37 protein-coding genes and 1 pseudogene are annotated in these 25,922 nt (G+C 38.4%); all 38 read right to left on the reverse strand.

Translation table 11 applies throughout. From position 1 onward, the window contains the following. Window positions 1-51 precede the first annotated feature (51 nt). Entirely contained in the window at window positions 52-2,178 is a 2,127-nt protein-coding gene (locus I585_RS22590; RefSeq protein WP_010738972.1) for a BppU family phage baseplate upper protein, read from the reverse strand. Next, window positions 2,178-4,379, reverse strand: coding sequence for a phage tail spike protein (locus I585_RS05660; protein WP_010738973.1), 2,202 nt, complete (start codon window positions 4,377-4,379; stop codon window positions 2,178-2,180). Before I585_RS05660 ends, I585_RS22590 begins: the two co-directional genes overlap by 1 nt. Continuing rightward, window positions 4,376-5,059, reverse strand: coding sequence for a hypothetical protein (locus I585_RS05665; RefSeq protein WP_010738974.1), 684 nt, complete (start codon window positions 5,057-5,059; stop codon window positions 4,376-4,378). The genes I585_RS05660 and I585_RS05665 overlap by 4 nt, the downstream gene beginning before the upstream one ends. A 74-nt stretch (window positions 5,060-5,133) precedes the next feature. Continuing rightward, entirely contained in the window at window positions 5,134-8,319 is a 3,186-nt protein-coding gene (locus I585_RS05670) for a tape measure protein (RefSeq protein WP_010738975.1), read from the reverse strand. Further along, window positions 8,312-8,881 carry a Gp15 family bacteriophage protein gene (locus tag I585_RS05675; RefSeq protein WP_010738976.1) on the reverse strand — a complete coding sequence of 190 codons (570 nt, stop codon included), beginning with the start codon at window positions 8,879-8,881 and terminating at the stop codon, window positions 8,312-8,314. The genes I585_RS05670 and I585_RS05675 overlap by 8 nt, the downstream gene beginning before the upstream one ends. A gap of 5 nt (window positions 8,882-8,886) precedes the next feature. Next, window positions 8,887-9,276, reverse strand: coding sequence for a hypothetical protein (locus I585_RS05680; RefSeq protein WP_010738977.1), 390 nt, complete (start codon window positions 9,274-9,276; stop codon window positions 8,887-8,889). Window positions 9,277-9,288: 12 nt separating this feature from the next. Next, window positions 9,289-9,564 carry a fibronectin type III domain-containing protein gene (locus I585_RS22850; protein ID WP_081631799.1) on the reverse strand — a complete coding sequence of 92 codons (276 nt, stop codon included), beginning with the start codon at window positions 9,562-9,564 and terminating at the stop codon, window positions 9,289-9,291. Next, on the reverse strand, window positions 9,561-10,043 hold the full coding sequence (locus I585_RS05690; RefSeq protein ID WP_010743326.1) for a phage tail tube protein: 483 nt from the start codon (window positions 10,041-10,043) through the stop codon (window positions 9,561-9,563). Before I585_RS05690 ends, I585_RS22850 begins: the two co-directional genes overlap by 4 nt. After that, window positions 10,043-10,441: a minor capsid protein gene (locus I585_RS05695; protein ID WP_010743327.1), complete on the reverse strand. Its 399-nt coding sequence runs from the start codon at window positions 10,439-10,441 to the stop codon at window positions 10,043-10,045. Before I585_RS05695 ends, I585_RS05690 begins: the two co-directional genes overlap by 1 nt. Then, window positions 10,441-10,767, reverse strand: a complete 327-nt coding sequence (locus I585_RS05700; protein ID WP_010743328.1) for a minor capsid protein — start codon at window positions 10,765-10,767, stop codon at window positions 10,441-10,443. The genes I585_RS05695 and I585_RS05700 overlap by 1 nt, the downstream gene beginning before the upstream one ends. Next, window positions 10,767-11,109: pseudogene (locus tag I585_RS05705) on the reverse strand (putative minor capsid protein). The gene I585_RS05700 and the pseudogene I585_RS05705 overlap by 1 nt, the downstream one beginning before the upstream one ends. Beyond that, window positions 11,103-11,507, reverse strand: a complete 405-nt coding sequence (locus I585_RS05710) for a head-tail connector protein (RefSeq protein WP_010743330.1) — start codon at window positions 11,505-11,507, stop codon at window positions 11,103-11,105. Before I585_RS05710 ends, I585_RS05705 begins: the two are co-directional and overlap by 7 nt. 38 nt (window positions 11,508-11,545) lie before the next feature. After that, window positions 11,546-11,764: an Ig-like domain-containing protein gene (locus I585_RS05715; protein ID WP_034708405.1), complete on the reverse strand. Its 219-nt coding sequence runs from the start codon at window positions 11,762-11,764 to the stop codon at window positions 11,546-11,548. A 44-nt stretch (window positions 11,765-11,808) separates the two neighbouring features. Next, window positions 11,809-12,669 carry a hypothetical protein gene (locus I585_RS05720; RefSeq protein ID WP_010743331.1) on the reverse strand — a complete coding sequence of 287 codons (861 nt, stop codon included), beginning with the start codon at window positions 12,667-12,669 and terminating at the stop codon, window positions 11,809-11,811. A gap of 2 nt (window positions 12,670-12,671) precedes the next feature. Continuing rightward, a complete protein-coding gene (locus I585_RS05725) occupies window positions 12,672-13,247 on the reverse strand; it encodes a phage scaffolding protein (RefSeq protein ID WP_010743332.1) in 576 nt (191 codons plus the stop codon). An 85-nt stretch (window positions 13,248-13,332) separates the two neighbouring features. Further along, window positions 13,333-14,490 carry a phage minor capsid protein gene (locus tag I585_RS05730; protein WP_010743333.1) on the reverse strand — a complete coding sequence of 386 codons (1,158 nt, stop codon included), beginning with the start codon at window positions 14,488-14,490 and terminating at the stop codon, window positions 13,333-13,335. Window positions 14,491-14,494: 4 nt separating this feature from the next. Beyond that, a complete protein-coding gene (locus tag I585_RS05735; protein ID WP_010743334.1) occupies window positions 14,495-14,755 on the reverse strand; it encodes a hypothetical protein in 261 nt (86 codons plus the stop codon). Continuing rightward, window positions 14,755-16,254, reverse strand: coding sequence for a phage portal protein (locus tag I585_RS05740; protein ID WP_010743335.1), 1,500 nt, complete (start codon window positions 16,252-16,254; stop codon window positions 14,755-14,757). Before I585_RS05740 ends, I585_RS05735 begins: the two co-directional genes overlap by 1 nt. A gap of 11 nt (window positions 16,255-16,265) precedes the next feature. Beyond that, window positions 16,266-17,558 carry a PBSX family phage terminase large subunit gene (locus I585_RS05745; protein ID WP_010743336.1) on the reverse strand — a complete coding sequence of 431 codons (1,293 nt, stop codon included), beginning with the start codon at window positions 17,556-17,558 and terminating at the stop codon, window positions 16,266-16,268. After that, the gene (locus tag I585_RS05750) at window positions 17,542-18,078 is read right to left on the reverse strand and encodes a terminase small subunit (protein ID WP_010743337.1); all 537 of its coding nucleotides are present in this window, start codon (window positions 18,076-18,078) and stop codon (window positions 17,542-17,544) included. The genes I585_RS05745 and I585_RS05750 overlap by 17 nt, the downstream gene beginning before the upstream one ends. 18 nt (window positions 18,079-18,096) lie before the next feature. Continuing rightward, window positions 18,097-18,321 (reverse strand): hypothetical protein, encoded by a 225-nt coding sequence (locus I585_RS05755; protein WP_010743338.1) that lies wholly within the window; start codon window positions 18,319-18,321, stop codon window positions 18,097-18,099. A gap of 155 nt (window positions 18,322-18,476) precedes the next feature. Further along, a complete protein-coding gene (locus I585_RS23175) occupies window positions 18,477-18,635 on the reverse strand; it encodes a hypothetical protein (protein ID WP_010743339.1) in 159 nt (52 codons plus the stop codon). 618 nt (window positions 18,636-19,253) lie between these two features. After that, the gene (locus I585_RS05760) at window positions 19,254-19,724 is read right to left on the reverse strand and encodes an ArpU family phage packaging/lysis transcriptional regulator (protein WP_010742526.1); all 471 of its coding nucleotides are present in this window, start codon (window positions 19,722-19,724) and stop codon (window positions 19,254-19,256) included. A gap of 70 nt (window positions 19,725-19,794) precedes the next feature. Then, entirely contained in the window at window positions 19,795-19,965 is a 171-nt protein-coding gene (locus tag I585_RS23935) for a DUF6877 family protein (RefSeq protein ID WP_010742527.1), read from the reverse strand. 88 nt (window positions 19,966-20,053) lie between these two features. Continuing rightward, on the reverse strand, window positions 20,054-20,215 hold the full coding sequence (locus I585_RS23180; RefSeq protein WP_010742529.1) for a hypothetical protein: 162 nt from the start codon (window positions 20,213-20,215) through the stop codon (window positions 20,054-20,056). A 10-nt stretch (window positions 20,216-20,225) separates the two neighbouring features. Then, complete coding sequence (locus I585_RS05765; protein WP_010742530.1) at window positions 20,226-20,456, reverse strand: hypothetical protein; 231 nt, start codon at window positions 20,454-20,456, stop codon at window positions 20,226-20,228. 143 nt (window positions 20,457-20,599) lie between these two features. Beyond that, on the reverse strand, window positions 20,600-20,821 hold the full coding sequence (locus I585_RS05770) for a hypothetical protein (RefSeq protein WP_010739656.1): 222 nt from the start codon (window positions 20,819-20,821) through the stop codon (window positions 20,600-20,602). Further along, on the reverse strand, window positions 20,818-21,099 hold the full coding sequence (locus I585_RS05775) for a hypothetical protein (protein ID WP_010739657.1): 282 nt from the start codon (window positions 21,097-21,099) through the stop codon (window positions 20,818-20,820). The genes I585_RS05770 and I585_RS05775 overlap by 4 nt, the downstream gene beginning before the upstream one ends. A gap of 34 nt (window positions 21,100-21,133) precedes the next feature. Then, window positions 21,134-21,442 (reverse strand): hypothetical protein, encoded by a 309-nt coding sequence (locus I585_RS05780; RefSeq protein ID WP_010743324.1) that lies wholly within the window; start codon window positions 21,440-21,442, stop codon window positions 21,134-21,136. Window positions 21,443-21,465: 23 nt separating this feature from the next. Further along, a complete protein-coding gene (locus I585_RS05785; RefSeq protein ID WP_445013155.1) occupies window positions 21,466-21,768 on the reverse strand; it encodes an NUDIX hydrolase in 303 nt (100 codons plus the stop codon). Window positions 21,769-21,808: 40 nt separating this feature from the next. Continuing rightward, the gene (locus tag I585_RS05790) at window positions 21,809-22,006 is read right to left on the reverse strand and encodes a hypothetical protein (RefSeq protein WP_010743322.1); all 198 of its coding nucleotides are present in this window, start codon (window positions 22,004-22,006) and stop codon (window positions 21,809-21,811) included. Between the two features lie 194 nt (window positions 22,007-22,200). Continuing rightward, complete coding sequence (locus tag I585_RS05800; protein WP_010743321.1) at window positions 22,201-23,037, reverse strand: hypothetical protein; 837 nt, start codon at window positions 23,035-23,037, stop codon at window positions 22,201-22,203. Then, window positions 23,038-23,226: a hypothetical protein gene (locus I585_RS05805; protein ID WP_010743320.1), complete on the reverse strand. Its 189-nt coding sequence runs from the start codon at window positions 23,224-23,226 to the stop codon at window positions 23,038-23,040. 19 nt (window positions 23,227-23,245) lie between these two features. Next, window positions 23,246-23,590, reverse strand: coding sequence for a hypothetical protein (locus I585_RS05810; protein WP_010743319.1), 345 nt, complete (start codon window positions 23,588-23,590; stop codon window positions 23,246-23,248). Further along, the gene (locus tag I585_RS05815; protein WP_010743318.1) at window positions 23,583-24,071 is read right to left on the reverse strand and encodes a DUF1064 domain-containing protein; all 489 of its coding nucleotides are present in this window, start codon (window positions 24,069-24,071) and stop codon (window positions 23,583-23,585) included. Before I585_RS05815 ends, I585_RS05810 begins: the two co-directional genes overlap by 8 nt. Continuing rightward, window positions 24,061-24,312: a hypothetical protein gene (locus I585_RS05820; RefSeq protein ID WP_010743317.1), complete on the reverse strand. Its 252-nt coding sequence runs from the start codon at window positions 24,310-24,312 to the stop codon at window positions 24,061-24,063. The genes I585_RS05815 and I585_RS05820 overlap by 11 nt, the downstream gene beginning before the upstream one ends. Beyond that, on the reverse strand, window positions 24,309-25,157 hold the full coding sequence (locus I585_RS05825) for an ATP-binding protein (protein ID WP_111945227.1): 849 nt from the start codon (window positions 25,155-25,157) through the stop codon (window positions 24,309-24,311). Before I585_RS05825 ends, I585_RS05820 begins: the two co-directional genes overlap by 4 nt. Further along, the gene (locus I585_RS05830) at window positions 25,154-25,912 is read right to left on the reverse strand and encodes a DnaD domain-containing protein (protein WP_010743315.1); all 759 of its coding nucleotides are present in this window, start codon (window positions 25,910-25,912) and stop codon (window positions 25,154-25,156) included. Before I585_RS05830 ends, I585_RS05825 begins: the two co-directional genes overlap by 4 nt. Window positions 25,913-25,922: the final 10 nt, after the last annotated feature.

Genomic DNA, 25,922 nt, shown 5'->3' on the forward strand with positions numbered 1-25,922 from the left:
TCCCCCTTCCAATCAAAATAAAAAGCACACCCGAAAGTGTGCTGAAACAAGTTATACCTCTTCAATTTTTAGTGACGTTAATTGCACTGCAAATGCTTGTTTCCCTGATCTTAATCCAATTTTTAAGGATAGTACATCCCCGCTATTGACAGAAATAACCCTTTGCCCCATCGCTGACCAAGTCAATCGAAGTGTTCCGTTGGTAGCTGCGGTAGCACCCAAAGCAATAAACTCATTCAAGGCATTATTTACATATGCATTAACATGTAAATAGTCAGTTGGATTTGTATCACCAACAACTAGCTTCATACCTCCAGTCACTAATAAATTTGTTGCTCTTTTGAATGTAAACGATCCATCGCTATTAACTGTATAGGGTCTATTATTCACATGATTTAGCGATCCACCAACAGAATCTCCATGAGGTACTAATGTTCCTTCATTTGCTACATTTGATAACGCAATCCCTTCTTTAAAAACTTCTTTGAATTTTATTGTGTCTGCTAACGTTTTAGGAGAAATCATTTTATCATCTGATGTCCCATTAATAACCTCTAATTGAGAAGCAAACAGCTTAGTAATCTCTTGCCAATCACCCCAAAGATTAGTGTTCTTATTAAGTAGGTTTCTGGCAAACATACGAGCACCACCCTTACTAGCCCCGGCGTTCGGATAAATAACTTCCTGAGAAACAACCGAACTGGTTGGACTGGCCTGATAGACTGTCAACCAACCTTGTTGTGAGCCGATATTTGCAGGTTGATTAATTCTATGATTATAACTAACGGTGTATGTTCCTATCTCATTGAAATCGTTCATATCCTCATCGGCACCTAGAGATTGTTCTTTTTGAATCCATGTGCCTGATTCTTTTTCTCCGCAATAAGCCGCCATCATTGACTTAATATAATCATTCGCCGATACATTCAGGTCAAATTGTAAACTAACATAATCAATGTTGAGAGTTGATGCTGTAACTCCGTCACCAGGTTCAGCATTGACTAGAAAATACATTTTACCAGTCGAATCAATAAATTCATTTGTACTACCAACGCTCCGTTTGATTTTTGTCACTGTACTGTTTGTTGTAGTCAAAGAACCTTCCCATTTGTTTCTAACAGGTGTCCATACTTGAAATGTCATCTTGTTTCCATTGGGGCCCGAACCGTAACCCCAAACGTTACCAGCTATACCAGAGATCATTGATCGAATTACCGTAACTTGACTTGACACCTCTTTAGCCCCTCGATCAGTGAAAAAGTTTTCACCTAGCCTATTGATCAAATAGGCGAGAACGTCATAACAGATTAAAACTTGTTGCATGTAACCGTTGGCTTTTTCATTTCTAAGAAATAATTCTTTATCTAAAGCTTTCACCTTATCAATATCGGCTTGAGGAAATTCTAACCAAGTTCCATTTGAAGGTGGTAACAAAGAAGTATACTGAGTACTTGCGATCTTGTTGACATTTTCTACTAATGACCCTGAGACCTTATCTTTAAAGTCTAATGACGTGGCTTCTATATTGGATTCTTTCCCAATTACCTGATCGACCACGTTTGCGGAACTTTGCTCCTTGTTAAAACTTTCCTCTTTTGTCCAGAAGTTACCAGTTTCAAAGTCTGCTAATGCCTGTTCGATCTGACTTCGAAGATCGCTTATTTGACCCTCTAACTCTACAATTCTTTCTTGAGCAACAGTGAAGTTTTGATCCATTTCATCAATTGCTTCATTTTGTAATTTATTTAATTCTGCTACTAATTTGTTGTATTCAGTGATGATCGTTTCTGCTTCTGGGGCGTCAATATCAGCATTACCGTCTACATAAATTTCAAAGCCAGCTGTGCTGTCTCTCTTGCCGTCCTTTACAATTGAAAAATACGCTTGTTCATACTTTCCGGCAACAGCGAAAGCCATATTTGGAAAAGTGTAATCAAACGTGCCTTTTTTAAGTTCTGAAGCATTACTACTTACGTTATTTGAGTCAAATACTTTAGTTTGTCCATTGTATGTTGTTCCTTCAAAGGTTATATCATACCCTGTAAGGTCAGCAACTTCGTCTCTTCGAGCTACGTTGACAGTTACAGTTTGTAACCGGTCATCCCCTACGCGACCATAGACGATGGCAGGCATGATTGGGTCTTTCGATAAATCTAAATTTAAGATTTTATTACTCATTAAAACCCTCCTCTGTGATATTTTCGTTTATTGTTCTTTGGTTGATCGAGTTTCTTTTCTAAACGCTCCACTTTTTCAATCAACTGTTTGTTAGTCAGGCTATTCAACATAATTTGTTTGTTGACATCTATTCTTAAATAGTGGTCTTTCTCACCTTCGGTGGATAGAAATGGAGAATGCTGGGCAATTAATCCCAATTCCCTCTTCTTACTAGGTTGCTTATTCGGATCGTTACTTTGATAATTTTGTTTTCTATCAAATTCAACAAAATTTAGTTTCTTTGTCTCTTCTATGCCGTCCACATCTGAATCTTCAATATTCTCTTTTAAACGCACGTCAGAATTATTCATAATGCTATAACCGTTCATGTCAATACTGGAATAATAATCCACGACAACATTGTTCACCACCATAAACTTTTTATCAAACTGGGTATTTGATATCAATTGATTGTTAAAATCTACTCGTTGGTAAAAAGTTGCGTCATCATAAATTTCTACCTTTTCTGATTGTCCTCCAATGACAACAGCTGGAGTATGTGCGCTTCCATTCCATCTACCTAACCACAAATCACTACCAGGATATGCAGAAAGAACAGTACCACCATTTTCAAGCCTAAAATAAGTACCAGAAATATCTTTACCATTTTCTTTGTATAATCTCAATCCCCCAGCATCGTAGGATGTGATAAGCTTTTCCAAAACAAAATTCTTTAGTGTTCCTGAGCTGAGAACCGATCTCCATGATCCTGATTCTGAGGATATTGTTCCTCCACTAATTGTGCTACCGGTTATAGCCACACCAATAATATTAATTGCTCTTAAAGTCCCTGTTGTCATTAAGTCAGCGACAATTGCACCATTATTTGTCATAGCAAGGCCATATGTTCCGTTATATCCAGTAGAACTAAATCCTAACCCTCCAGCATTCCAACGCCAGACATTCTTAGCAGTATTAATATCTGTAGTATCCATAATTAGCATTTCTTGTGGATCAGCCAATGATGGATAAATTACGACATGCCCTTTCCCAGGGTTCTTGATAATATCTGATGCCTCTTGCTGTGCTTTTTCTAACCAATCGACTTTGTCATTAATTTTATCTACATCAGGTTGAGAATCATCCAAAACCTTAGCAAAGTCCGTTCTTGCCTCTCCCAATTCGACAGACTCGTACTTATCAAGCGTAACATTCCATAATGTTTTAACAATTTGTGCAGATGTATTAATATCTAGCTCATTGAAAACTACTGTTACCCAATCACATAAATCTATCGTTTCAAGAGTCTTAAGCTGCTCATCCATAACAGAACTAGCAAGATCAACATACTTAGTTTTGATGGATACTTTTGGAATGCCTACTTTATTATTCTTTATATACGCTTGAATTAACGTCCTTAGCGTTGCCACATCTTTGGGTTCTTTATCACTGAAATCAACCATTTGTATGCGTCTCTGAGTGTAATTCCCTACGTACTCACTATCTATATAGGTTTCTGGTAATGTAATTATTTTCTCATCATTGCCGTTTCCTACTTTCGCCCATCCATAAACCGATGTATAGGTATTTTCGATAGATTCCTCCTGGTTAATATCTGTCAGGTTTTTGCCGTAAGCAATAATTACATTTTTCTCTGTTCCTGCTTGGGACATTAATCTTACTTGATTGTTATTGAAAACATACTCTCCGCCAAAATTATCAAGAACTGACCCACGTGTTCCGCCTAAAGCCTCTTGAGCACTTCCGAACCTAGATGGATCAGTGAAATCAATTGACGACCTGGTTAAAATATCACTGTAAAATGTAAAGTCGCCTTTTGGTTCCATTCGATCTCTTAATTGATTTAATGCAGTTTGAGCAGGAATATTACTGAATGCCGATCCAACTTTAACAATAGACCGCAATAATTGATATCGATAGTGTTCGCAATAAACTGTCACTACTCCGTTGATAGGTTTGGTTATTTCAGCAATTTCAAAACGTTGGCTTTGAGCTTGAATCGTTGGCCCTGCATCAGCAACAACCCATCTACCAACCTTTAGTTCTTTAAACAATGGAGAGTCTACAGGATACTTAAAACTAAGATCGTAAATGCCATTTCGTTCTCTTTGTACTAAAGGGTTGATAGCATCACTTAGTGGCCCAATACCTAACGAAGACCAATTATTATTTTTCTTATCGTGCAAAATAATTGTACTCATACGGCTATGTTCCTCCATCTAGGCTTGATCTTGAATTGATTGATGTTGTTATATGAGATTTCATTTTTCCCCGGTTGTAAGATAATCGGATTATAGCCATCCGTATTTAAGAAACAATACTTAGACACATTTACACCGCCTGTCTTATAAGCAATACCATTCTCGCAATCCATTGTAATGATTCCTGTACCCGCTTCTTTCGCTATCCTAAACTGTTGTCCGTTGATATAGACATTACTATCAGCGGCAGCGGTGGTTTTATTGAAAGATATGCTAGGTAAGCTCGTAAAAATTTCTGGGTTTGTGATCGACTGACCGCTAAGAATCTCTCGTTCATCTTCACCGTCCAGTCGAAAAACATATGGTTGGCATTTGAGTGTAAAATCAATATCTAACCAATCACGCCTCAAATCCTTTCCAGAAGTTCCACTGTACCCAAGTGCTTTGTAAAAATATTCGTTATACTCGCTAAAGAGTAGCGGTTCATATTCACGCGATAAATAAAGCCACCCAGCTATATTTCTAAGCTGGGCGGCAATTGTTTTATCTTTTTCTTTATATATTCTTACGGGGAAGCTTTTTTCTATATCTTTTAGCCTTCCTTTATCGTGAATAACGTCAGAACTTCGCCCGTCAACCTCTGTAAAATCTAATGAAGCCTGAGGTATTACAAAATCCATGTCATTTCTTATCCTCATAAGAAATTCATTAGATCGCCTTCCGCGAAACTGAAAATAGGGTAACTTTGTAAAATCTATTTTAATCGCCCCCTCAATTGTCTTTCTGTTAATCTGGCTAGTCCTTCAGACGTATCTTCAATTGCTCGATCATTCGATAAATCTGCATGTTCTATATTGAACTTGAAGATCGGTGAATAAGATTTTGATTCACTAGAGTTATTAATAATTTGATTACCAGCACTAGCTAAGCCCATTCGTCCAGTGCCTAAAGCAGTTTCTGGGCTATTGTTTGACAAACTATAACCATCAAATCCCAAATCAAAATTCGTCGATAAACGATCGCCCATTGAAGAAATATTCTTTTGAACATTTCTAAAGCTCTCATTTAATCCTCTATTTAATCCATCCATAATTGACTGACCCGCTGGGATTAATAGTTTTTTATCGTAGGAAATAGGGCCCTTATTTGCTTCGATCCAATCGGCAATGCCTCCGACAAAATTCTTAACATTCTCGAACCCAGATTGCAGTCCATCCAGAAAGCCATTTATAATAGATACCCCAGCATTCCACAAGGAATCTGGTACAAATACGCCTCTTATAGCATCCAGCAAATTCCATGCTGCATTCCTCACGTCGTCCTGTCTGTTTCTGATGTTGTCAGCAAAGCCATTCACTAAATCGATAGCAGCGTCCATTAATCGCCCCTGCGCTTGAACGATGCCTCTAACCAGGGCGTCTACTAAATTCATAGCTGCATTTACAATATCAGGAATTTTTCTAGAAATTCCATCTAAAAATTTGACAATTAGATTGACTGCTGCATCTATTATTTTGCCAAGATTATTTGCAATCCCGTTAATAAAGTTAGCTATCAAATTGGCCGCTGCACCCACTATGTCATTCATTCTCGAAGCAAGTGCATTTACAAAATTAACCATCAGATTGACTGCTACATTGACTATGTCTTTCATTCTTGACGCTATCGCTTTGGCAAAGTTCACAACCACTGAAATAGCCGCACTTGTTAAATCGCCAATTTTAGAAGCGATCCCCTGTAACAAAGCGATCAATAAATTCATACCTGCGACAACAATATCAGGCAAATGCTGAGTTAAAGCATTCAGCCAAGTAATTATTAGATTGGCTCCATTAGCTATTAATGTTGGCATTTGTTGAGTGATACCCTGTAATAAAGCATTGATTAAGCCAATACCAGCTTCTATTATTTGCGGCAAAGCTGTAGTCAGCCCACTTATCCATGCGATAATTATTCTAGTTGATGATTCGATTATCGTTGGAATTAGGATTAACATTGATTGGGTAAAAGAATTGATTAGTTGAGCTGCAGCTAAAGCAAGTGTCGGTAACCCCTGGGCGATTCCAAGAACAAAACCAGAGATAACCTGTAGTCCTCCGGAAATAATTCCCGGAAGTGCTGTAGCAATTGCTCCTAATATTCCTTGTAAGGCTGTTCCGAAAGAAGTCCCCAATTGTGGGCCATATGTGGCAATGCCTTCAGCTAAACTTTGAATGGAAATGAAGATACTGTCCATTCCCTTTGTGATATCGCCGCCGCCTATAACTTTAGCAAATAGTTCAAACGCTTTAACAACCAATCCTACAGGGCCAAGTAAAGCAATAAACACTGATTTGACTACTTTTAATGCAATTCCAAATATATCAATTGAACCTGAACCAGATTTAAAGCCTTCAATAATTGGTTTAATACCATTAGCCAACTTAGTCATACTATTCCAAAGAGATTCCGGCAACATTTCAGTGAATCGATCATGAAGCTCTGCTACACTCACACTCCAATCGTTAAACGCAATTGCTTTAAATGCTTTGGTCAACATTTTGGTTCCCTCAACAACTGCTTTCATCCCGTTGGCTAACTTTGTCATTCCATTCCATAATGATTCTGGAAACAACTTTGTAAATTCATTTTTTAGTCCTGCAACACTTACACTCCAATCAGATGTAAATATAGCTTTAAAGCCGCTCCACAATAATTTCAGACCAGCTATCACCTTGCCTATTGGAGCCATTAACGCAGATAGAGACTGGCCTATTTCGTTTACCTTATTCCTGAATCCTTCATTTGTTTTATAGAAATAAATAAATCCTGCAGTTAACGCAGCAATTCCAGCAATAACTAACGCAAATGGATTAGCCATCATAGTCGCTTTCATAAGTGTAAAAGCTGTTTTAACACCTTTGATAGCACTAGACACACTGTTGATAATTCCAACCGTTGCCTTAAAAGCGATAAATCCTGCCGCGACAGAAACGATAATTCCACCTAGTATTTTAAAAGCCGTCGCATGTTCTTTTACAAACGCTGTACCTTTTTGAATCAATGGGATTATATTGTCCATAGATTTAACAATATTTTCGAATGCTTTATCAATTACAGAAGATATCACAGTAATATTTTCACCGATAGATTTTCCAGTGAGTTTTTTTGTGAGTTCATCTAGCTTCCCCATGACATTAGCAAGCCCTCGAACGATAGCTGTTTTCATATTCGAAAAACCCGTTCCGATTCCTGCCATCGCATCTTTCGCGATAGTTTCTAATGATTTTAGACCGCCGCCACCTTCTTTATTTAATTTGATCAATCCCTCTTGAAATTGCTCTACAGAAATAGATCCGTCAGATAACCCTGCCTTTAACTCTCCAGTAGTTTTGCCCATAGTCTTAGCCAGAGCATTAAGAGCAGGGCCTAATCCGCTATCAATCATGGAGTTCCATGTCTCGGCATCTACTTTCCCATTGGAAAAAGCTTGAGATAACTGAGTCACTGCATTTTCAACTTGTTCTGTTGTTCCTCCGAAACCAAGAATTCCATTGTTCAAAGCAGAAAATATTTGCTGAGATTTATCTAAATCACCAGTGGATGAAGCAAGCAACTGGACTGATTTCACAGCTCCATCTAGCGGAGTTGGTAATCCCTGGATACTTTTCTTCAAGTTGTCCATGGTGGTTTTAGTATCTTTCGCACTGAAACCCATATTTTCAAAAACTCTATTTGCATTACTCAAAGTATCAAAACGCTTTACTGCATCACCAACTGAGTTTTTAAGCACATTAAAAGCCGCGCTGGCAAGCTTCACAGCTCCGACAGCAACGGCCATATCTCTAATACTTTTATTTGCTTTTGTAGATTTCCCCTCTAATTGATCCAAATTCCTATTCAATCCAGTGACATCTTTACCGTCAACATTGACAGCTATTGAAACAGTTCCATCACTCATCGTCTTCCTCCTCTCTCAACGTATTCGGAAGCGCATATTTTCGTTGTAATTCACGCATTTTTTTCTTTTCTTTGGCATCCATCCCTTTTTGTGGCTCCCAGTTACGAATTTGAATGATTCGTTGCATAATGGTGTCGTCTGGAAGGCTTTCTAAAAGCGCTTGAAACTCTTGCCAAGAAAGTTTTCCTTGTTCTGCAAAGAGATTTATCCCAATTTGTCTGAAAGAAGCATAGATATACTTTGCATCATGAATAACGTCTAAATTTCGTTTTGAAGGTTTTGCAGGTAGTTCATTTCCTAATTCATCCACTTCTGAATGGTTTTCAGCACCTAGAAAGATGAATTCCAATCGAATAAACTCCCACATTTCAAGCTTTTCTAAAATAGTTAAATCGGTGTCTCCAACCAACAGTTGAATAGCCAAATTGATCTTTTGTTCTTTAAAAAGAGATTTATCTGCCATGACATCAAACACATCTAGAACGTTGTCAAAAGCCAAATCAATTGGATAGTCTTTTTCACCAAAAGAAAAAGAGGTAACAAGCGGATCATTTAACCGCATAACTGTCACCCCTTCTTAGTAGCTTTTTTCTTTAAATATTCATTTTCTAGATCTTTTGATTTGTTCTCCTGCTCTTTTTTGAACACATCGATATTTTGAGCAATACCACTAGCTAAATCAAAGAATGCATTGATCCAAGCAATTAAATCAGGGATTTCTGTGTATAATTTCTTAAATGCACCGTCGCCAAGCATGACGTCATAGCCCAGTCCCAAAGCTTCTTTCTTCGATTGAATGTCATTGTCGTCTTCTAATTCATTTAGTTTTTTTTCAACTTCTGCATATTTCACTTCATACTCTTCGATGTGTTCTGCAGAACAATCAAAAAAGAATTCTAATCCAGCCAATGAAACCGGGAACCCTGTACGTTCAACGTTAATTTTTAATGCTTTCATTTTTGATCCTCCCTAAGCTGTTTTTGGTGTCGCCTTAACGACTGCACTCTCTTTTCCATAACCCATTTCATTTTTAGCCTGCGCTTTAAATTCATATTCTGAACCATTCGTTAAACTATTAATATCACCAGTTTTTGCGGATACTTCTTTTTCAACGAAAGCAGCTGATCCAGTTCTGTACAATATTTTATAGCCAGTAATATCCGACGCACCGGACGGATCAGTAAGCTTGTAACTTACCTTTCCGTCACCGGCCGTTACTTCAATAGTTGGAGCATCGGGAGCTATTTTTTTGGCGTTACATCTGGGATACGATCATAGGTGATTGTGCAGCTAAAATCTTCGTACTCTGTTGCGTCACCAGCGCCAGCGATAATGTCGGTCAAAGTAGCGCGTCCAATATATGTGTCACCATTCGTCATTACGACTTTATGCCACACTTTGCGTCCTTCTCCAATTTTGTACTTTTTAGAGGCAACTAAAGCTTGCGCTTTGTCTTCTGGATCATAAGAACCCTCTGGACTGTAAGCGCCTGATACGGCCGTTACGGTTGTTTCTGGCGTGCCGTCACCGTCGTAGAACCCTGTGTCATCTGTTTGTTCGTCAGTATCATCCCCAATTGAACTGATGTACTTTGCTAATCTCAGCCAGTTCTCTCCGTCAGCTAACGGTGCTGCTTCTTGACCTGGTGTGTATTCAGCTAAATAGTGTTCACGTTTCGCATTCTTGTTACGAGCAAAAGTTTGTAAATTCATTTTTAATAGCATTATTTTTCCCCCTTGAAGGTTGTTAGTTTTGCTTGAAAGTCCAACAAAAAAACGAACCAACCTTGTTCATCAGCATCATTGATGAACGGCTTGCTCGTTATCGTTAAACCATTAAATTCAAATGTTTCATTTTGACTCTTTAATTCTTCTAATTGCTCCAAATAATCTGAGATTAGCCACAAAACTTTTTCAATTTTATCACCATCTTTTGACTTCATTGCAATTTCATAATTCAGTTGTTGGTCCTTGATACCATCATAAAACTCAGTTATCACCTGACCACCAGGCAATGGATAAATTACTAGGCTTTCATCTGCAGAAAGGTATCCTTTTCGGATTTTGATTGGTAGCCCATCAATAGAATTAATTGACTCTTTAATACGATTAATGAAATCCATTAGTTAACACCAGCTCCTTTCAGAAATGCTCTTTTCCACGACTGTCCATATAAACTCTTCGCTTTTAAATCCCAGCGTGGGCCTGTCCCTGGAGTGGAATATTTCTTGCCTCTCAAATAAAATTGTCGTTTTGCGTACTTCGTTTCGTATAGAATTGCGCTCCCGTCATTTTTTAGATGTGCGGTTGTTCGAAGAGTGTTGCTTTTTCTAGGTACAAACTGATTCATATCAGCCATTGCTTGATTTCCCATTGCATACCTTCCACGTTTCATTGCTTCAGGACTAACTTTTGCACGGACGCCTTTTATATTTACTTCTACACCCATTAGACCACCTCTAACTCATACGAGTATGTATCCGTCTGTATAGGCTTCAGCAACTCGGTCAACCTTAGTTATCGTGTGTTCTATTCCATCATAAATAACCAATGATTGTGCTTTAAAATCGAGTATTGGATCGGTCAATCCTGTATAACAGAAGATCACTGCATTATAGAGTAGTTGTTTTCCGTTAGTTGAAAAAGTATACTGGCTGCCACGATCAATTCGGCAAAAAGAAATCTCCTTCTCTTCTGCATAAATGGGCTTGTTCCAATCGCCTTCACCTAGATATTCTTTATAGATGAATGAATCCACAAGAAACTCTTTAGGTGGCTTTGGCATTAACATGAGTCAACACCTCGATAAAGCAAACCCGTGCCCTCCAAATAAATGTAGATGTCCTCGGCTACTAATGATTTACTCTCATTTGCTCCGGACGAGTTGTATCTACTCCCGTTTGAAACGCTAGTACGACCAGCCGAGAACGTCTGTGGTGCTTTGTTAATACTCTCGAAAGTATCTGCTCCAAGCTCGCCAAAGTATTCAATTTGGCTGCATAGAGCTAATTTGAACTGATTAACCCGAAAAGCGACCGAATCTTCATCGATCTTATTCATCTGATAAAATCGATTTGTGATATTATCGATCACTGATGCAGCTTTTGAGTAAAACTGTTCGAATGTCTTTTTATAATCATCGGTTTTCCCGGTAATTGATTTGAACTCATCAAATGTTAGATAGCTCATAGTTGCCTCCTTTCAATTAAAAAAGGATAGCTACTAAACTATCCTTCGCTTGGTGCAGTTACTGTGATTTCACAAGTAGCTGTTTTTCCATTTGTGGTTGTCGCTGTGATTGTTGCAGTGCCCGCTTTGACTCCTGTCACTTTCCCTTGAACAGGTGTTACTGTTGCGATCGTTTCATTACTTGAAGTAAATTGAATCGATTTGTCGGTTGCCGTTTCTGGCGCTACAGTAGCAGATAATGTTTCTGTGGCTCCCACCGCAAGCGTAGCCGTTGTTTTATTTAAGGTTACGCCGGATGGGTCTACGCTTTTGGGGCGTATGAAACGTAAATTGCTTTCTTAGCATTATCAAATACAATTGCATCGTAGTAGTCCAAACCTTTGATAGTGTCACGGTATCCGCTTCGGTCTTGTGAAGCTGGAACTGTGTCAACAGTACCAAATTTAACAATTGGAGCAATTGCAGTTAACGGAGTAATAATGAAGTTGATTGTATCTTTGATGCCAATTCCGTTAATGCGGTTTTTGGCAACTTTTAGGATAGGTACTCCACCATCAATTTGAGCAACTGTACGGTTGATTCCATTGACTTGCATTTGGTTAGTAGAGAATGTTTTGCTTACGCCTTTTGCATTTTTCAACAAGCGATATGTTGCTGCAGAAACAAACATCACGTATCCGCCTGGAACTTCATTATCCGTCATATATTCTTCTGCGGCATCATAAGCAGCTAGGATCGTATCTTCTGTTAATGTTTCGTTAACTTTATTACCAGCATTGTCAAACATTACTTGAACCGCCACTTTGTCCCGATGTGGTACCGTGATCAAGCGCTTGTGTTCTGTCACAACGTTATTGATTGTCAATGCTGCGCTTTCTGATTGATCCAATTGGTCAACATCATAACCAAACCAGTCTTCATGTGTTAATTTGATCGTTTCCTTAGCAATGCTAATCTGGTTACGAGCATTTTCACCATTACGAATATACTCAGTCGCTTCCATAAACCCGGACATTTTGTTGATACGTACTTCATTTGCTCCCACAAAATCGGCAGCAGTAATACTTTTTGCTCCTTGAGTTAAGACATCCCATACCTGTGAATCTGCGCGAAACTCTTTATCAATCGTTGCTAAATCTTTACTATCTAATACTAAAGCCATATTTATTCACCTAATCTTTCTTGAATTTTTTGTACAATCGTTTTGCCACCGCTCTGACTGCCCGAAGGATTGCCACCAGGAACGATTTGCGGTTTTGGATTTGGTTCGGGATCAGGGTTTGGGTCGCTATTTTGAAACAAGAATGCTTTGTTTTCTTTTAATCCGTTCAGTTGCTCTTCAAACCCTTGTAACTTGCCATCGACTACTTTGATCGTCTCTTTATCTAACTGACCTAGAACGATATCGTTATCTAGTGCTTGCGCTTCATTAAGGGCCAATTTGATAGCAAAGTCCTTTTGTTGTTCCGATAGTTGTTTCTCAGAATTGGTTTTCGCTTCGTCAAATTTTATTTGCAAATCGGCTAATTTTTGAGTTAAATCATCATTTCCTTGAGCTGACTCTTTCAAAGCATTCAATTCTGTTTGATTCGTCGCTAATTCTTGTTTAGCATTGTCACGTTCACTTTCTGCGGTAGCTACCTTCGCATTCAAATTTGTGACCGTCTTTCCATGCAATGCCATCACGCTTTTAGCAACATCTTCCTCAATTCCTAATGCAATTAAATCTTCTTTATTCATATTGCTTTCCTCCTAAGTGTTTTTAGAGTGGCAACTCCCACTTTGAGCCGTCTTTTAGAGACATCCGAGCAGGTCTAATAAAACATTAAAAATCGTCGTACCTGAAATCTTTGAGCAATGTGTTTATAGGCGTGTAAACTTTCTCTCGTGGATAATTTCGGCTTAGATACTCATTAGATGCAATAAGCTCTCTCATCTTGGCCTGAGATCCTCTGACTTTTTGCCCCCACGTTTTCGCATTATCAGTGTGCCCTAATGCTTCTGAAACCATTTGATTCTTTTTGAACTTAACGATTTGTCTTTCTAGGTTGCGCTGACGTTTCATTAATTCAGCAACTTTCTCGTTTTCTTTCGCATCATAGCGGGGCTGATTATTCTCATTTACTCCTGGAATAAAGGGAATGTGTAAATGATTGCAATTAACTCCCCGGTGCCCTCCTGGTGTTCCGTACTCTGCTTGCCAATAAGGATCGTAAATACTCTTGTATTCACTCCCACTGGGCAAAGACTCTCTTAAATCAACGACGTGGCCTTGAATTCTCGAACAAGCTTGTCGTGCACCCATGTGACTTGTTACGAGCACCGTATGCACGCCATATTCGCTCATACGGTCTTTTCTTAACTTGTCATACGTATTTCCAAGCGTGGACTTTAAAACCGTTCTAACATATCGTTCTAGGCTCCACGAATGCCCGCCTTTATCAACGAACGCTGATCGAATTCCTTTTTGTGCCCATTCTTGAATTGTTCTTTCGAGTGCCTCCTCAAATGTAAAAAGACCGCTGTTAAATGCAGCAGTCGTCTTGTTCACTATATCGTTGTACATTTTAGTCGTAGCAGTTCCGTATCCAAAGTTTGTTGATAATAGTGTTTGATTCACGTAATTGTTGATATCGCTCCAAACTTGGTCGTGGTAAGCCTTCATTATGTTGTCAAGATCACTCGGAAATGGTAATGGTTCATAAGGCAGCTGACCATCAACATCTTTGACAATTTTCTCTCCCGAACCCTCGAACATTCGTTTTATTTCTGATTCGGCAATTCCGGTAATTTGAGAAATGGCCTTGATTGCATCCTTATTGAAAAGATGCAGTTCTTGAAGCTTTTCACGTTGCCAATCCAGAATATTTTCATGACCTGAATTCAAACGCTTTGCGATTAGACGTATCAGTTCTCCCTCTAACGACTGATAGAGGTGTGCCATGTTGCTAGACCATAAATCTAATTGATGAGGTGTGATCATGCTATCACTCCATTTCCTGCCTCAATCGATTCATTTTATTTTGAATCTCAGCAGCAAGTTTTGTCCGATACTTCCCTGGCTTCGTATTTTGCTGCTTAACTAGCAGAGATCGGATTTCTTTGTCAGAATAAAAAATCGTCGTATTGCCCTGACATTTTTCACACTCAGCAAATTCATGAAAAACTCCATTGCCTATTTTCTCTGTTCTGCGAATGAGCCGTGTTAATTGTCCACATTTACCACACTCAAGTAATTGGTCTGACATTATTCTTCATCTCCTAGCTGCTTACTCGCTGAAACTTCTTCTTGTCTTGAATAATCCATTTCTAGATTTTCCGCACGAATATCATAAACGAGCTTTATTGCTTCTTTCTCTGTAACACCAGTTAATTTTTGAATAGCATTCAGTTTGGATGTTAAACCAGCAGTAATTAATTTTGAATAATAATCGGCTTTCTCATCTTGAGATTGAAAAACACCGTCATCGAAATCGATATTTACTCCGACTTCAGCCGCGCCACTGTATAATCCATAGGCATCTGCTAACTCGAAGATAGTTGTAATCAATTCCTTCAATGCTTCCTCAACGATCAAAACGTTGTCTGAACGAGTAGAGAACGTCTCAGAGTTCTCACTTATGATCTCCGTCGCTGTTTTAACTGACTGACCATCAAAACTAAATGTCCCGCTTGAAAAGCCCGTCTGCAACTCAATGATACGAAGAATGAAATTTATACTTGCAATAAACTCAGTCGACCGTAATGACGGTGAGAATTCGTCAATAAATGGTTCATCCGATTTCAACCGTTGAAATACTCCTGTTTTACTATCGAAACGCTTAACAGGGTTTCCCTTTTCGTCATAGCGAACTTTAAAGAAATGATCAGAAGCGAGTATCTTTCGTTTCGCTTCCTCAATTTCCCACATGAATTCGTCATACTTTTCGTTAATATCAATTAATTGGCGTTTTGCGTTGTCGATGACACCCAGACTTAACGGGCTGTTAAGGTCAAAGTTATTCTTACCTGCGAGTTTAATATAAACAAAAAGTGGTCGACTAAAGCCAGGCATTGCTACCTCTTCCTGCAAGTCTTTGTATTTGTCTAATGATTTCAGGGATATCTTAACGCCTACTTGATTTTGTTCATCTGATCGATACAACTCGTTGCGAATCCAATAGGTACCATCTTCCCACTCATGAAATTCTAACAACGTATAATATACGGTCTTTTGACCTTCTGTTTGTTGAGTAACAGTAGCGATTGCCGCCTCTGAAATATCATTCGTGTTCGATTCCAAGGGATAGAAGGTGTCAGCTCGACAATACGAAATCCTTATTTTCCCGGTATTCGTATCAACATATGGACGCAAAGCCAAACCACCGATAGCGTACCCAGCTTCTAACTCTTCCCCAAAGTTCTTTCTAAATTTATTATCGTTGAATACTTCTTGAAGAAATTTATCTGCATCCTCATTGTCCCCGCTAATGTCACAACCATCGTTAAAAACTAATTTCGATAGTTTCCTTGCGACGACTTTAGAAACGTTTAACGAGTGAAATGGACGGCTTTTAGATAGTCCGTCGCTGTTGATATATTCCACATTAGGAAATGCATTTTTATAAATTCGTTTATTATCACGAATACGGTCAAACTCATTAGCGTTTACAGATATTCTAGGATGATCAGTAATATCATTTAACGTTTGTACAACTCCCACTTTTGCACCTCCAATTCTGAATAAAGTCTTTAATCTTTCGAACATTCCTCCACCTCCTAGATGAGATATGTTTTCGTGAAGTAGTTTCCTGCATATCTCAATGTATCGAGATAGTGATTGTATTTATCTATAGGCAACCCGTTATCTTTTCTAACGTACATACCTATTTCTTTAATTGCATTATAAAAATCGTATTCATTTTGGCCGGTATATAAAAATAGAACCTCTTTTGTCAAAAGATTCTGCACTCGCTCGATTCCAACTTCTATTCTCATACCGTTACTACTAATCTTGTCACGGGAGTTATTGTCTGCAGCATCTGTCATAATTCCAATAAGATGTAGTTCTTCTCTTAAAGTCTTACAAGCTGGATCGACAAAGAAATAATTATAATGCGGATAGTTCCATTTTGAGTAACACCATTCTTTAAACAGTTTGATATCCTTTGCATAGGTGCTCATAGCCTTCACAACGCCTGTATCTGCTCCACTGTGGTAATAGTTCGCTAGTTGATATAAATAATACTGTCCTCTATCAAACGTCACTAAACAGAAAGTACAGGTCGTAGCATCTGATTGACCTCCATCAGCAACAAAGAACGTTTCAATCGGTCTGCCTTTAATTGCATTCTTCATATGCTTATCTGTATCAAACATTGAGTAGATGACACCTTCTGGCATGACTCGTTCGCCTCTCCAATCCCGCTTAAGTAGATAATCAGACGTTTCGCATTGTTGTTTCCACATCTTTAAACGTTCGCCAGTTAATATGGGGTTATCAGTTGGACGCCAATGTCTGAATCTATAAGTGTTTGTTTTCTCGAACTGGTTCAATAGTTCTAAATTCGGATGATTGGGAGCTGGTGGGTTTTGTTCACCCAAATGAAACCGCATCTTGCTGGCCAGTGTTCGCCTGAATGATTCGGCTATCACTTCTTTGTTTAATAAATTAAACTCTAAAAAAGTGACGGTTCCAAAAGACATACCAGTTATACTACCGACAGCATTTACTTTCCCTCCACCTTTATAGTAAATTCGTTTTTCATTTCCTTTACCAAAGTTAATCCAAAGGTGATCACCATTTTCGTTATGCCGAATTTCTGAATTATTTTTGAATATATTCATCAAACCGAATCCTTCGCCATCAATGAACATTCGATAAGCCTGCTCTTGGTTATAAGCTAATACTAGATGATCTCTGTCTGGTGACTTGGCATAGATACGAGCCATCTTGAAAATATCACTCATGGTTTTACCCGATCGGATCGTACCCTCGTTCAATTCAAATTCAACTCCAGTGATATCAGATCCGATGTTATCCACCTGTTTTGGGCTAAATGCTATCGACATCTATATCACTCTCCTCAATTGGAAGATTCACTAAAGCATCAAGCAACTCATTTTGTTGAGCATCTTCTGACAATTTATTAGCTTTGTCTCGAAGAATCGCTGCTTCTGCTTGAGCTTTTTCAAGCTGCGCTTTTAACAACGGACTAGCATACTTCAAAAATAGATCAATTGCTTTTAATCTATTCTCTAAATCTGGGGTGTATTCGTACGTCATATCTTTAACGATTTTATCGCCCTCTAAGTGGTCTATTTGTTTGCTACGGCTGATCATCGTTTTCCCGTCGTATATATCCAAAAGACTATTCAATTGTTCTTGTACATCCGTATTTCGCTTTTCAATGACAGGAGCTACCTTGTTAGCGATATATTCCACGACCTTAACATTTCTTAACAGTCGACTTGCTGTTGCTTCGGCAGTTTTTTTGCTGTATCCAGCTTTGATGGCGGCTTGTGTGGCATTACCACCATTAATAATATATTCATCTGCAAAAGCTTTTTGTCTTGTGGTTAAGTTTGCCACATCAACGCCACCACCTCTCTATATGTATTTCCTGATGTTCTCTTGGATATGATCCTCTTTCCAATAACCAAACCCACAATAGACCATCTTGCACTGATCAACCTCTACTGGCGTTGCTTCCCTGGTCATTTCTACAACCGAATACTTCGCCTTCATTTGAATAGACATCACTACACGTTTATGCTGTCCTTTCATCGGCAGCGGGTATTTATTGTTTAATGATACATACCAATAGTTTCTCATTTGTATATTCCTTTTCCAATTGTCGTGTAAGCGTTACAATGATATAATTTTCCTGTGTCAACATTAATAAATTGTTTACGTTCCACGGATAGATCGCTGCGGAAACAGCGGTCTATTTTTGTACGCAAAATAAAAACAGCCTCACGAGGAGACTGCTAAACTAAGCCTTCATTCTTTAACTGCTCATATAGCTTTGTTGCTCTGTTAATTCCAATTCGCATTCTGTGTTGTAAATGAACTGGCTTTAATTTTTGTTCAACCCCGTTAAAGTCAATTGCTATCTTTCTAGCTTCACTAATTAATTCATCGTCCATAATTATTTTTCCTCCAATAATCGGCCATCGAAAATGTAGGTTTTCGGCCAAAATAAAAAGACCACCGAAGCGATCTTGCATATGTATTGGATAGACAGGGTTACCGATTCTATCCCAGTCATCGTGGAATTAGTTTAATTACTAACTCCGACCATCTAACCAAATATGTATTAAGCAACCTTACTCCATTATGGAACCCACTGTTACTCCATGCCTGGCAGATGGGAATGCTCGGTTGCTGCATCATTCGTTCACGCTTAACGGTGGTGAAACACCTAAGTCACTGGCAAGGAATCAAACCTTGCTCATCGGGAAAGAGTCGTCACCTGTCAATCCCTTAATAAGCTCCAACGCCCTACGTTTTTAGCATTGGCTACCTATGCGTTAATCCTTCCGCCACAGTGACATAAAGACGGCACGTGAACTTTAAAAGAAATGGAGCTTTTCAACTCCATTCATCATTTATTTTTTTGCGTGCCGCCAATTAATCGGACAACTACATAAGTTTTTAGTTTGTAGTCAAGTTGTTGTCCGGATTAACTAACTTTTTGACACTATCATAATAACTCGTTTTATCAGCATATGATCAGTAGTTTTTCACGACAAAGTCCCGATGTTTTACCGGAATTTCAACAATTCTAGTGCTGAGGCAAATTGAATAATTGATTTCGTGGACTCTTGGGATACTAAATCTTCGCTGATGTGTAAACGTTGTGCTGTAACATAAATTGAATTTCCCAAGATATAACGATCGTAAAAGATTCTTTTTCGTCTGGTAGTTATCTCTGGCTTGAATGGATGCTGGATAACGGAAAACCCTTTTTCAAATAGATTGTGCAAATAGTCAAATTCCTCTTTGGCCTCTTCGTTTTGAATGAGAATTTCCTCAGCTTCACCTTGGTTTGTGTTTGCTGTGCTAGGAGGAATGAGCGAAAAGCTGCTTGTCACTTTGGGTTCCCTTGGTTGCCCGACACGGCTTCTTGCTGGCAGATAGGCTGATAAAAATACACCCACGTTATATTTTGTTTTTTCTATGTCTACACTTTTTGGATCTGGGACCTCATATTTGCTAACATCGAAAAGTACCATGACCGCGATTCCCCCTTATGATATACTAAAAATGCGAATAATTAGTATCAGCCGGAGGAATCCGGCTTTTTTATTTTTCACTTACAAGACCTGCATTAACTAAATTATTCAAATATCTCAGTTGTTGTTTTACATAGAAATCATCTTTACAGCACTCCAAACGATGATTTACATCTTGTAATACCTCTAATGGAAAATTATACTTAGCAATCAACGAGTTTATTTCATCTATTGTATCCATGAATTACCTTTGACCTCGTTTCTTTTTGGCCGTCCCATTTGCTTCTGCTTTTTGCTGCAACCGACGCTTTTTCTTCTTAATCTTTGATTTAGTTTTCCCCATCACTTTGTCCTTTCTGATTTTTTATTAAACTTGCGAATGACCAAACTGCTAAAGCGTTGTTGAATGCTTCTTGTCTATCTTGTCCCTGCCTCATTAATGCCTTCTGCATTTTTACTATATATACAGCAAAATCATCGTAATTAAACATTTGATTCCTCCTACTTAAGATATAAAAAGTTAACATCAACAATTTTTATCTGAGTGAATGACTCCAGTTCCATATCATTGTTATAGGTGACATTGTAATATGATCGCTTTTTTTCAACGTTCTCGGGAGGATTACAAATGATTTCGGGTTTGGCCAAGTCTGGCATTTCGATATAGACCTTAATCCCCCAACCATTTTCTATTGCTTTATCTAGTTTTTTTAAGAATTCACTTTTTTTCATTTCAATTTCCTTTCTCTATGTGATATCAGTAATTTCTTGAAGCCCACCAAGGGTAGGTACTTTGTACGCCCCCTTATATTTAGAATTCATTTTTCTGACCGCATCTTTAAATAGTTCGTACGTGATAGGCGTGGTTAACGGAACTAATCTTTCATCCAAAACATCCACTTGATTAATTCTTCCTGCGTTCCATTGAAGTAGAGATTCAATTCTGCTCCAAAAATTATCAAAGCTCCTATAACAAACAGAATAGCCCCAAATACTCGCCAACCTTTTTCGCTTCTTTCGCTGGCATTAAATAAGGTGTATCCCAGAGCAGCTATTATGAAGCCGACTATGGTATAAATTATGGTTGTTGCAATCATTCGCTGTCCTCCACTGCTTCATAGGTTGCTTCAAAAATATCAGGCTTACATGGGTACAGCTCACCTTGTACTCCTTTGATCACATAATCTCCGGGTGTTACTAGCATGTTTCCTTCGAGCGTTTTGATATATAAGTCTCCTTGCCCTTCCCAAACGAACACGCCGTTCTCGTTTGCTTCCATTGCCCAATCTGGTGCATAAGGTGTGCCATCGGAATAAATCAAATCTCCGTCATACTGAAACGCTTCGATTACTACTGGTTTCTTTCTATATTTCATTATTTTTCCTCCTTGATAGTGGTCGTTTGCCGAACTATTCATATTCAACATCAGTGTCATACGGATTAAAAATGACGTTCACATGCTTATTAAGTTGTTTCTCCTCTGACTCGCTCAACCAATACGGCTTTTCACCATCTCTGAGAGGTGTGCCTACGCCTTCAATAAACGTCGCATTGTTATGGACAATGTTGTAAGCGATATGTTCGGCTAACTGTTCCAAATCATAAAAGTCATAGAAAAACTCTCTAAATTCTTCAAACCATTCATCGGTAAAATATGATTCATCAAGTTCCACTTTTACTTTATCTCGTCTAGTCATTTCAATTTTTAATGTCTTCATTTTTTCCTCCTCTAAGTCTTCCGTTAACCTACTAATTCATAATCTCTTGCTTCCCGTATTGACCAAGCAGGAACAGATTTACTTCCGTAATCTTCCCATTCGAGCCACCAACATGCACATGGTTCGTGGTCTTCATTTTGACCCACACGATATCTAACAAAAGCATCTTCAACAACACATGGGACATTTTTATCAAGACCAAACATTTCTTTACGCCATGCTTCGATTGCTTCTTCTTTGGTATATTTTTGTTTGCTGAATCCACCCCAATTAGTCCAATCGCCGTGGAATATTTCTGAATCAAATTTGCTCTTGCCTTTAATCATCACAGTCATCCTTTCCTCTGCTAATGCCCCAGTTAGCGGACTATCTAATAAATTTCTCTTTCTTATATCCAACTTCGAGTAGAAACTCTTCTCGCTGATTCAACGCTGTTCGATAACTCGTTTTCGATTCAATACTCTTAGCTACTTGCTTTGCTTTTTCAATGCTGGTATAGCAGAACAGTTTTCTATCTTCGTCTGCTACGATTGCTGCAATCTTATCGTGATATATGCGATACATTGGATCACTCCATTTTTATTTTTCCGCTATCCAGTAAATGGAGATACAGCAAGCCTGTATCAATGTATTTTTGATCCATGACCTCTGCAACTCTACTAGGAGTCAATCCCAAGGAAAAGAGCGATATAGCACGCTCTATTTCCTCTTTGGACCAAATCCACTTTGCGTTTTCTAAAATCAAAACGCGATCCTCTTTATTTATAGGGATCATCTTCCGGATCTGCATCATCCGTTTGATCATCAGATTCAGAATCTTCATTTTCTGGCGGTTCATTTCCGTAAGGATCTGATTGTCCAAGTAAATCACCCTCAGCTTCAACATCAACTCCCGGAGTCTCTTCATTAGCATCTATTTCGTCTTCTGAGACATTTTGGATTTCTTCCGACAGATTATTCATTTCTTGTTTTGGGTCTTCACTATCGCTTTCTTTCGAATCGGAATCATCATCAACCTCCGAGTCAGTTTCATCTGCATCCTGAAAGACAACTTCATCTCGAACTTTATTCCATGCATCAGCAAACGGTGCAAAATACTTACGAGCTTTTTCGATCTCAGCCAATAGAGCGGCGTCAGACATTTCATAAGCATCAGCTACTTCTCCTAAATCGTCTCCTTGGTCTAACCGAGAGATGACATCACGAGGATTAATGATTCCCGGAAATTCAATCGAATTAGATTTCATGATGTATTCATCAATCAAATCTTTATCAACTTTCTTCTCAATTTCTCGAATATCAATGTTGCCTTTTCCATCAACATCTAATTGAGTTTGCTCTGTTTCCTTCATTTCTGCAGTGCCATCAGGATTGACGATCCATTCCTGAACTGGTTTATTTGTACTGCGATCAAATTTCTGAGTGTAAGAATAATGATCAGGCAACATGGCCACAACTACCGTTTTTCCTGATAATTTTCTTAAATCCTCGTATTGACCATCCAAAGAGCCGTTCTTCACCTCTAAAGTAATCTTGGTCAAATCCTCGCTTGCTATATTGATCGATTTGATTGTTGGTTTAAATTCAATTGACATTTATTTGTCCTCCTCGTTTTTGATGTCTATCATGACGCTCGCTATTACGTCTACAGAATCCGTTGACGTAGACACATGCAGCGTTTTACCTTTTTCGTATTGGATTGCATCAATCGTGACTTTTCTAGATTCATCACCGTGAATTTTCGAAATGCCATTCAAAATTGTTCCTAAATCACTGATTTTCATTAGTAGAACTCCTTTTTGATTAATCTTCTGAAATTCTGTATTGGTTGTGGCCTTCATAGGAACCGCCAAAACATAAATTGCCGCTGTCACAAATTATCAACATGTCTTCATTGCTCAAATCAGTATTATTTTTCAATACTGTATGGATGCTATGGTGATACTTTGGTTCACGACTAATGAAAATGTCGAATTTTTCCATTTCAGCTTCAAGTTCTTTTTCTGTCATTTTTTTTAAACTAAACGAGTTAGTTTTACCGATACTGTATTTTTTAGTCAATTCACTAAACCTCTCGTGAACTGCTTTAGATTTTTCTCTTTCGTTTCCCGAAAAGGCGTACCCTTTTTTCACATCAAAATCAATCATTGTTCTCCTCCCAATAGTTCGTTGCATCTTTCCAGTGGTAATTAAAATTGGTGGTAATAAAAGGCTTTTTATCATTCAAGGGTTTTGTAACGCCCTGAGTGATAACTTTAAAATCATTCTTCCGGATCACTACAGCTTCAACCGGATGCTTGAAGAAAATCGCAAATAATCTGAAACGCAGTTTATTCGCTTGATCAATTCCGTACATTCCAAAACTGTTTTTCACGTCAATTACGTGCAGCCAATTATCATCATGATCCTTAATAATGAAATCTGGTGAATAGGCAATTTGCGTAATCTTGCCGCCTTCCGGAAGTTCAGTTAATTCAGTCAATTTAAAACGTGGATGCACCTCAAACGGCAATCCGCAATCCTTTACAAAACGCTGGTAAAACAATGCTTCTTTTTCTGAATCGAATTTGTAGCCGTCGATGACCACTTTCTTTCCTCGCTTATTCAAAGCTGTTGGACTATTCCCCATCAAAATATCCTTTCCGCATCCAAGCTTGATTTGCTTTGGATGCTTTTTTCTTTTTTGGTTCGATTTTAGTTTTAACCACTTGTCTATCTGTCTTATCAATTAGTTCTACAACTCTGCCGCCACAAGTTGTGGCAACAGCTTCGGCTATCCCGTAATCATCATGTTTCTTGGCATGTATTGAGCTGGGTCTACCATTACCATGTTCATCTAGATAGCACTCTTTCTTTACAACAAAACTCAAATCGGATTCCTCCTTTTATCAGATGTCTCTTTAAATCGAAAAGCACTCAATTTATCATCTGTTTTTGCTCCATTCATCATCCGGGAATAAATTCTTTCACCGTATAGAGTCAAAATCTGTTTTGAATTTAAATTACTGGTAAAGATCGTCGCTTTTTCCAGACGAGCTTCAGCCAACGATTGCAATGTTTCAATGACAAATGGCGTCGGCTTTGTAGGGTTCTCTGCTGTTCCTAATTCGGCACCTAAATCATCAATAACGCAAACGTCCATCTTTTTGATTTCAGTCATCAGAGCCCCGCGGATTGACTTCCGTACTTCATCGTCATTGATGGCCACACGCAGTTGCTCAAGTAATTCTCGAAAATTAATGATCCCTACAGTTCGCTTATAATTTGATTTTTCCAAGACTTCAAAGATGATCGCTGCTGCTAGATGTGTTTTGCCCGCTCCGGGATTACCAGTAAAGATCACATGAAGGTTTTCGTTGTTAAGAATTTTATTCATCCAGTTTTGAGCTTTAAATTTTGCTTGTTGCGTTTCTTGATCCATCACTTTGTAACTTTCGAAACTACTTCGCCAAACTTTCGTATCGGTTACGATGGAATTATTTATCATTTTTAATTCGGCAGCTTTTCTCACTGATTCATCAACAATGACTTGATTTTTATTATTGTTGCGCTTAGCCATTTCCCGGTGCCCACAACCTGGAGCGATACAAACAGGTGCGCATCGTTCTGATCCATCTTTATTTTTATTTTCCCATTTGAGCATTTGCTCTCCACATTTTGGACAAGGTCCACCATTGATCAATGCGCCAAATCGTCTTGTAATTCCTTCGATCAAAAATCATCACCTGATTCTTTCCATTCGCTCGGTTGCGAATTTGATCTACTTTGCGTCTTTCCGTTCTCGAACTCTTCGTCTAGAGTTTTTACGTCAGTCATATTTTTTACGCCCTTTGCTTCCCATTTCTTCAAGATTCCCTCTGTGTATTTGAAGGAACGAGATCCCTTTGATCTTTTGAGTGCTTCAACCAATAATTCAGATGAAAGGTCTTCACACCAATACTGAATACTTTGAGCGTTGACTGAATTCAAAACTCCAAATGTTTTTTCGTAGAGTTGGAAAATTTCTTTCATGATTTCATCCCCATCATGATGTATATTCTTTTCATTCTTATCATTCTTTACATTCTTGTTAGTTGTTAGCTGACTGTTAGGCGTTTGTGAGCTGACTGTTGGTTGGTCTGTTAGCTCTGCATTTTTTTCTTGATAAATCCCCCAATTAACAATAGTTATCAACCTATTCTGCTTTGTTGATTGGTTTGTTAAAAATTCGTACTTTTCAAATCTTTTTAGCGCAGTACGAACATTCTGCAATGAGATACCTTTTCCGCATTTTTTTCTAATGCTTTCGAGTGATGTGACAAATTGACCGGGTTTAGCTTTATAAGGGACGCCTTGCCACTCCCACTCTTTTTCTTCGTGGTTGGCCATCGACAAAAGAGTAATCAAAATTACTTTCTGCTCTGGTGATGATTCCAACCAAATCGGTTTTTCTAGTAGTTGACGATAAAGCTTAATCCATCCACCGGTCATGAAATCACCA

The organism is Enterococcus malodoratus ATCC 43197 (assembly GCF_000407185.1).
Classification (GTDB): domain Bacteria; phylum Bacillota; class Bacilli; order Lactobacillales; family Enterococcaceae; genus Enterococcus_A; species Enterococcus_A malodoratus.

Excerpts from the sequence above, each read along its gene's own strand:
- I585_RS22590 (WP_010738972.1), bottom strand. The coding sequence starts at position 2,178 with ATGAGTAATAAAATCTTAAATTTAGATTTATCGAAAGACCCAATCATG.
- I585_RS05660 (WP_010738973.1), bottom strand. The coding sequence starts at position 4,379 with ATGAGTACAATTATTTTGCACGATAAGAAAAATAATAATTGGTCTTCG.
- I585_RS05665 (WP_010738974.1), bottom strand. The coding sequence starts at position 5,059 with ATGGATTTTGTAATACCTCAGGCTTCATTAGATTTTACAGAGGTTGAC.
- I585_RS05670 (WP_010738975.1), bottom strand. The coding sequence starts at position 8,319 with ATGAGTGATGGAACTGTTTCAATAGCTGTCAATGTTGACGGTAAAGAT.
- I585_RS05675 (WP_010738976.1), bottom strand. The coding sequence starts at position 8,881 with ATGCGGTTAAATGATCCGCTTGTTACCTCTTTTTCTTTTGGTGAAAAA.
- I585_RS05680 (WP_010738977.1), bottom strand. The coding sequence starts at position 9,276 with ATGAAAGCATTAAAAATTAACGTTGAACGTACAGGGTTCCCGGTTTCA.
- I585_RS05690 (WP_010743326.1), bottom strand. The coding sequence starts at position 10,043 with ATGCTATTAAAAATGAATTTACAAACTTTTGCTCGTAACAAGAATGCG.
- I585_RS05695 (WP_010743327.1), bottom strand. The coding sequence starts at position 10,441 with ATGGATTTCATTAATCGTATTAAAGAGTCAATTAATTCTATTGATGGG.
- I585_RS05700 (WP_010743328.1), bottom strand. The coding sequence starts at position 10,767 with ATGGGTGTAGAAGTAAATATAAAAGGCGTCCGTGCAAAAGTTAGTCCT.
- I585_RS05710 (WP_010743330.1), bottom strand. The coding sequence starts at position 11,507 with ATGAGCTATCTAACATTTGATGAGTTCAAATCAATTACCGGGAAAACC.
- I585_RS05720 (WP_010743331.1), bottom strand. The coding sequence starts at position 12,669 with ATGGCTTTAGTATTAGATAGTAAAGATTTAGCAACGATTGATAAAGAG.
- I585_RS05725 (WP_010743332.1), bottom strand. The coding sequence starts at position 13,247 with ATGAATAAAGAAGATTTAATTGCATTAGGAATTGAGGAAGATGTTGCT.
- I585_RS05730 (WP_010743333.1), bottom strand. The coding sequence starts at position 14,490 with ATGATCACACCTCATCAATTAGATTTATGGTCTAGCAACATGGCACAC.
- I585_RS05735 (WP_010743334.1), bottom strand. The coding sequence starts at position 14,755 with ATGTCAGACCAATTACTTGAGTGTGGTAAATGTGGACAATTAACACGG.
- I585_RS05740 (WP_010743335.1), bottom strand. The coding sequence starts at position 16,254 with ATGTTCGAAAGATTAAAGACTTTATTCAGAATTGGAGGTGCAAAAGTG.
- I585_RS05745 (WP_010743336.1), bottom strand. The coding sequence starts at position 17,558 with ATGTCGATAGCATTTAGCCCAAAACAGGTGGATAACATCGGATCTGAT.
- I585_RS05755 (WP_010743338.1), bottom strand. The coding sequence starts at position 18,321 with ATGAGAAACTATTGGTATGTATCATTAAACAATAAATACCCGCTGCCG.
- I585_RS23175 (WP_010743339.1), bottom strand. The coding sequence starts at position 18,635 with ATGGACGATGAATTAATTAGTGAAGCTAGAAAGATAGCAATTGACTTT.
- I585_RS05760 (WP_010742526.1), bottom strand. The coding sequence starts at position 19,724 with ATGGTACTTTTCGATGTTAGCAAATATGAGGTCCCAGATCCAAAAAGT.
- I585_RS23935 (WP_010742527.1), bottom strand. The coding sequence starts at position 19,965 with ATGGATACAATAGATGAAATAAACTCGTTGATTGCTAAGTATAATTTT.
- I585_RS23180 (WP_010742529.1), bottom strand. The coding sequence starts at position 20,215 with ATGTTTAATTACGATGATTTTGCTGTATATATAGTAAAAATGCAGAAG.
- I585_RS05765 (WP_010742530.1), bottom strand. The coding sequence starts at position 20,456 with ATGAAAAAAAGTGAATTCTTAAAAAAACTAGATAAAGCAATAGAAAAT.
- I585_RS05770 (WP_010739656.1), bottom strand. The coding sequence starts at position 20,821 with ATGATTGCAACAACCATAATTTATACCATAGTCGGCTTCATAATAGCT.
- I585_RS05775 (WP_010739657.1), bottom strand. The coding sequence starts at position 21,099 with ATGAAATATAGAAAGAAACCAGTAGTAATCGAAGCGTTTCAGTATGAC.
- I585_RS05780 (WP_010743324.1), bottom strand. The coding sequence starts at position 21,442 with ATGAAGACATTAAAAATTGAAATGACTAGACGAGATAAAGTAAAAGTG.
- I585_RS05785 (WP_445013155.1), bottom strand. The coding sequence starts at position 21,768 with ATGATTAAAGGCAAGAGCAAATTTGATTCAGAAATATTCCACGGCGAT.
- I585_RS05790 (WP_010743322.1), bottom strand. The coding sequence starts at position 22,006 with ATGTATCGCATATATCACGATAAGATTGCAGCAATCGTAGCAGACGAA.
- I585_RS05800 (WP_010743321.1), bottom strand. The coding sequence starts at position 23,037 with ATGTCAATTGAATTTAAACCAACAATCAAATCGATCAATATAGCAAGC.
- I585_RS05805 (WP_010743320.1), bottom strand. The coding sequence starts at position 23,226 with ATGAAAATCAGTGATTTAGGAACAATTTTGAATGGCATTTCGAAAATT.
- I585_RS05810 (WP_010743319.1), bottom strand. The coding sequence starts at position 23,590 with ATGATTGATTTTGATGTGAAAAAAGGGTACGCCTTTTCGGGAAACGAA.
- I585_RS05815 (WP_010743318.1), bottom strand. The coding sequence starts at position 24,071 with ATGGGGAATAGTCCAACAGCTTTGAATAAGCGAGGAAAGAAAGTGGTC.
- I585_RS05830 (WP_010743315.1), bottom strand. The coding sequence starts at position 25,912 with ATGACCGGTGGATGGATTAAGCTTTATCGTCAACTACTAGAAAAACCG.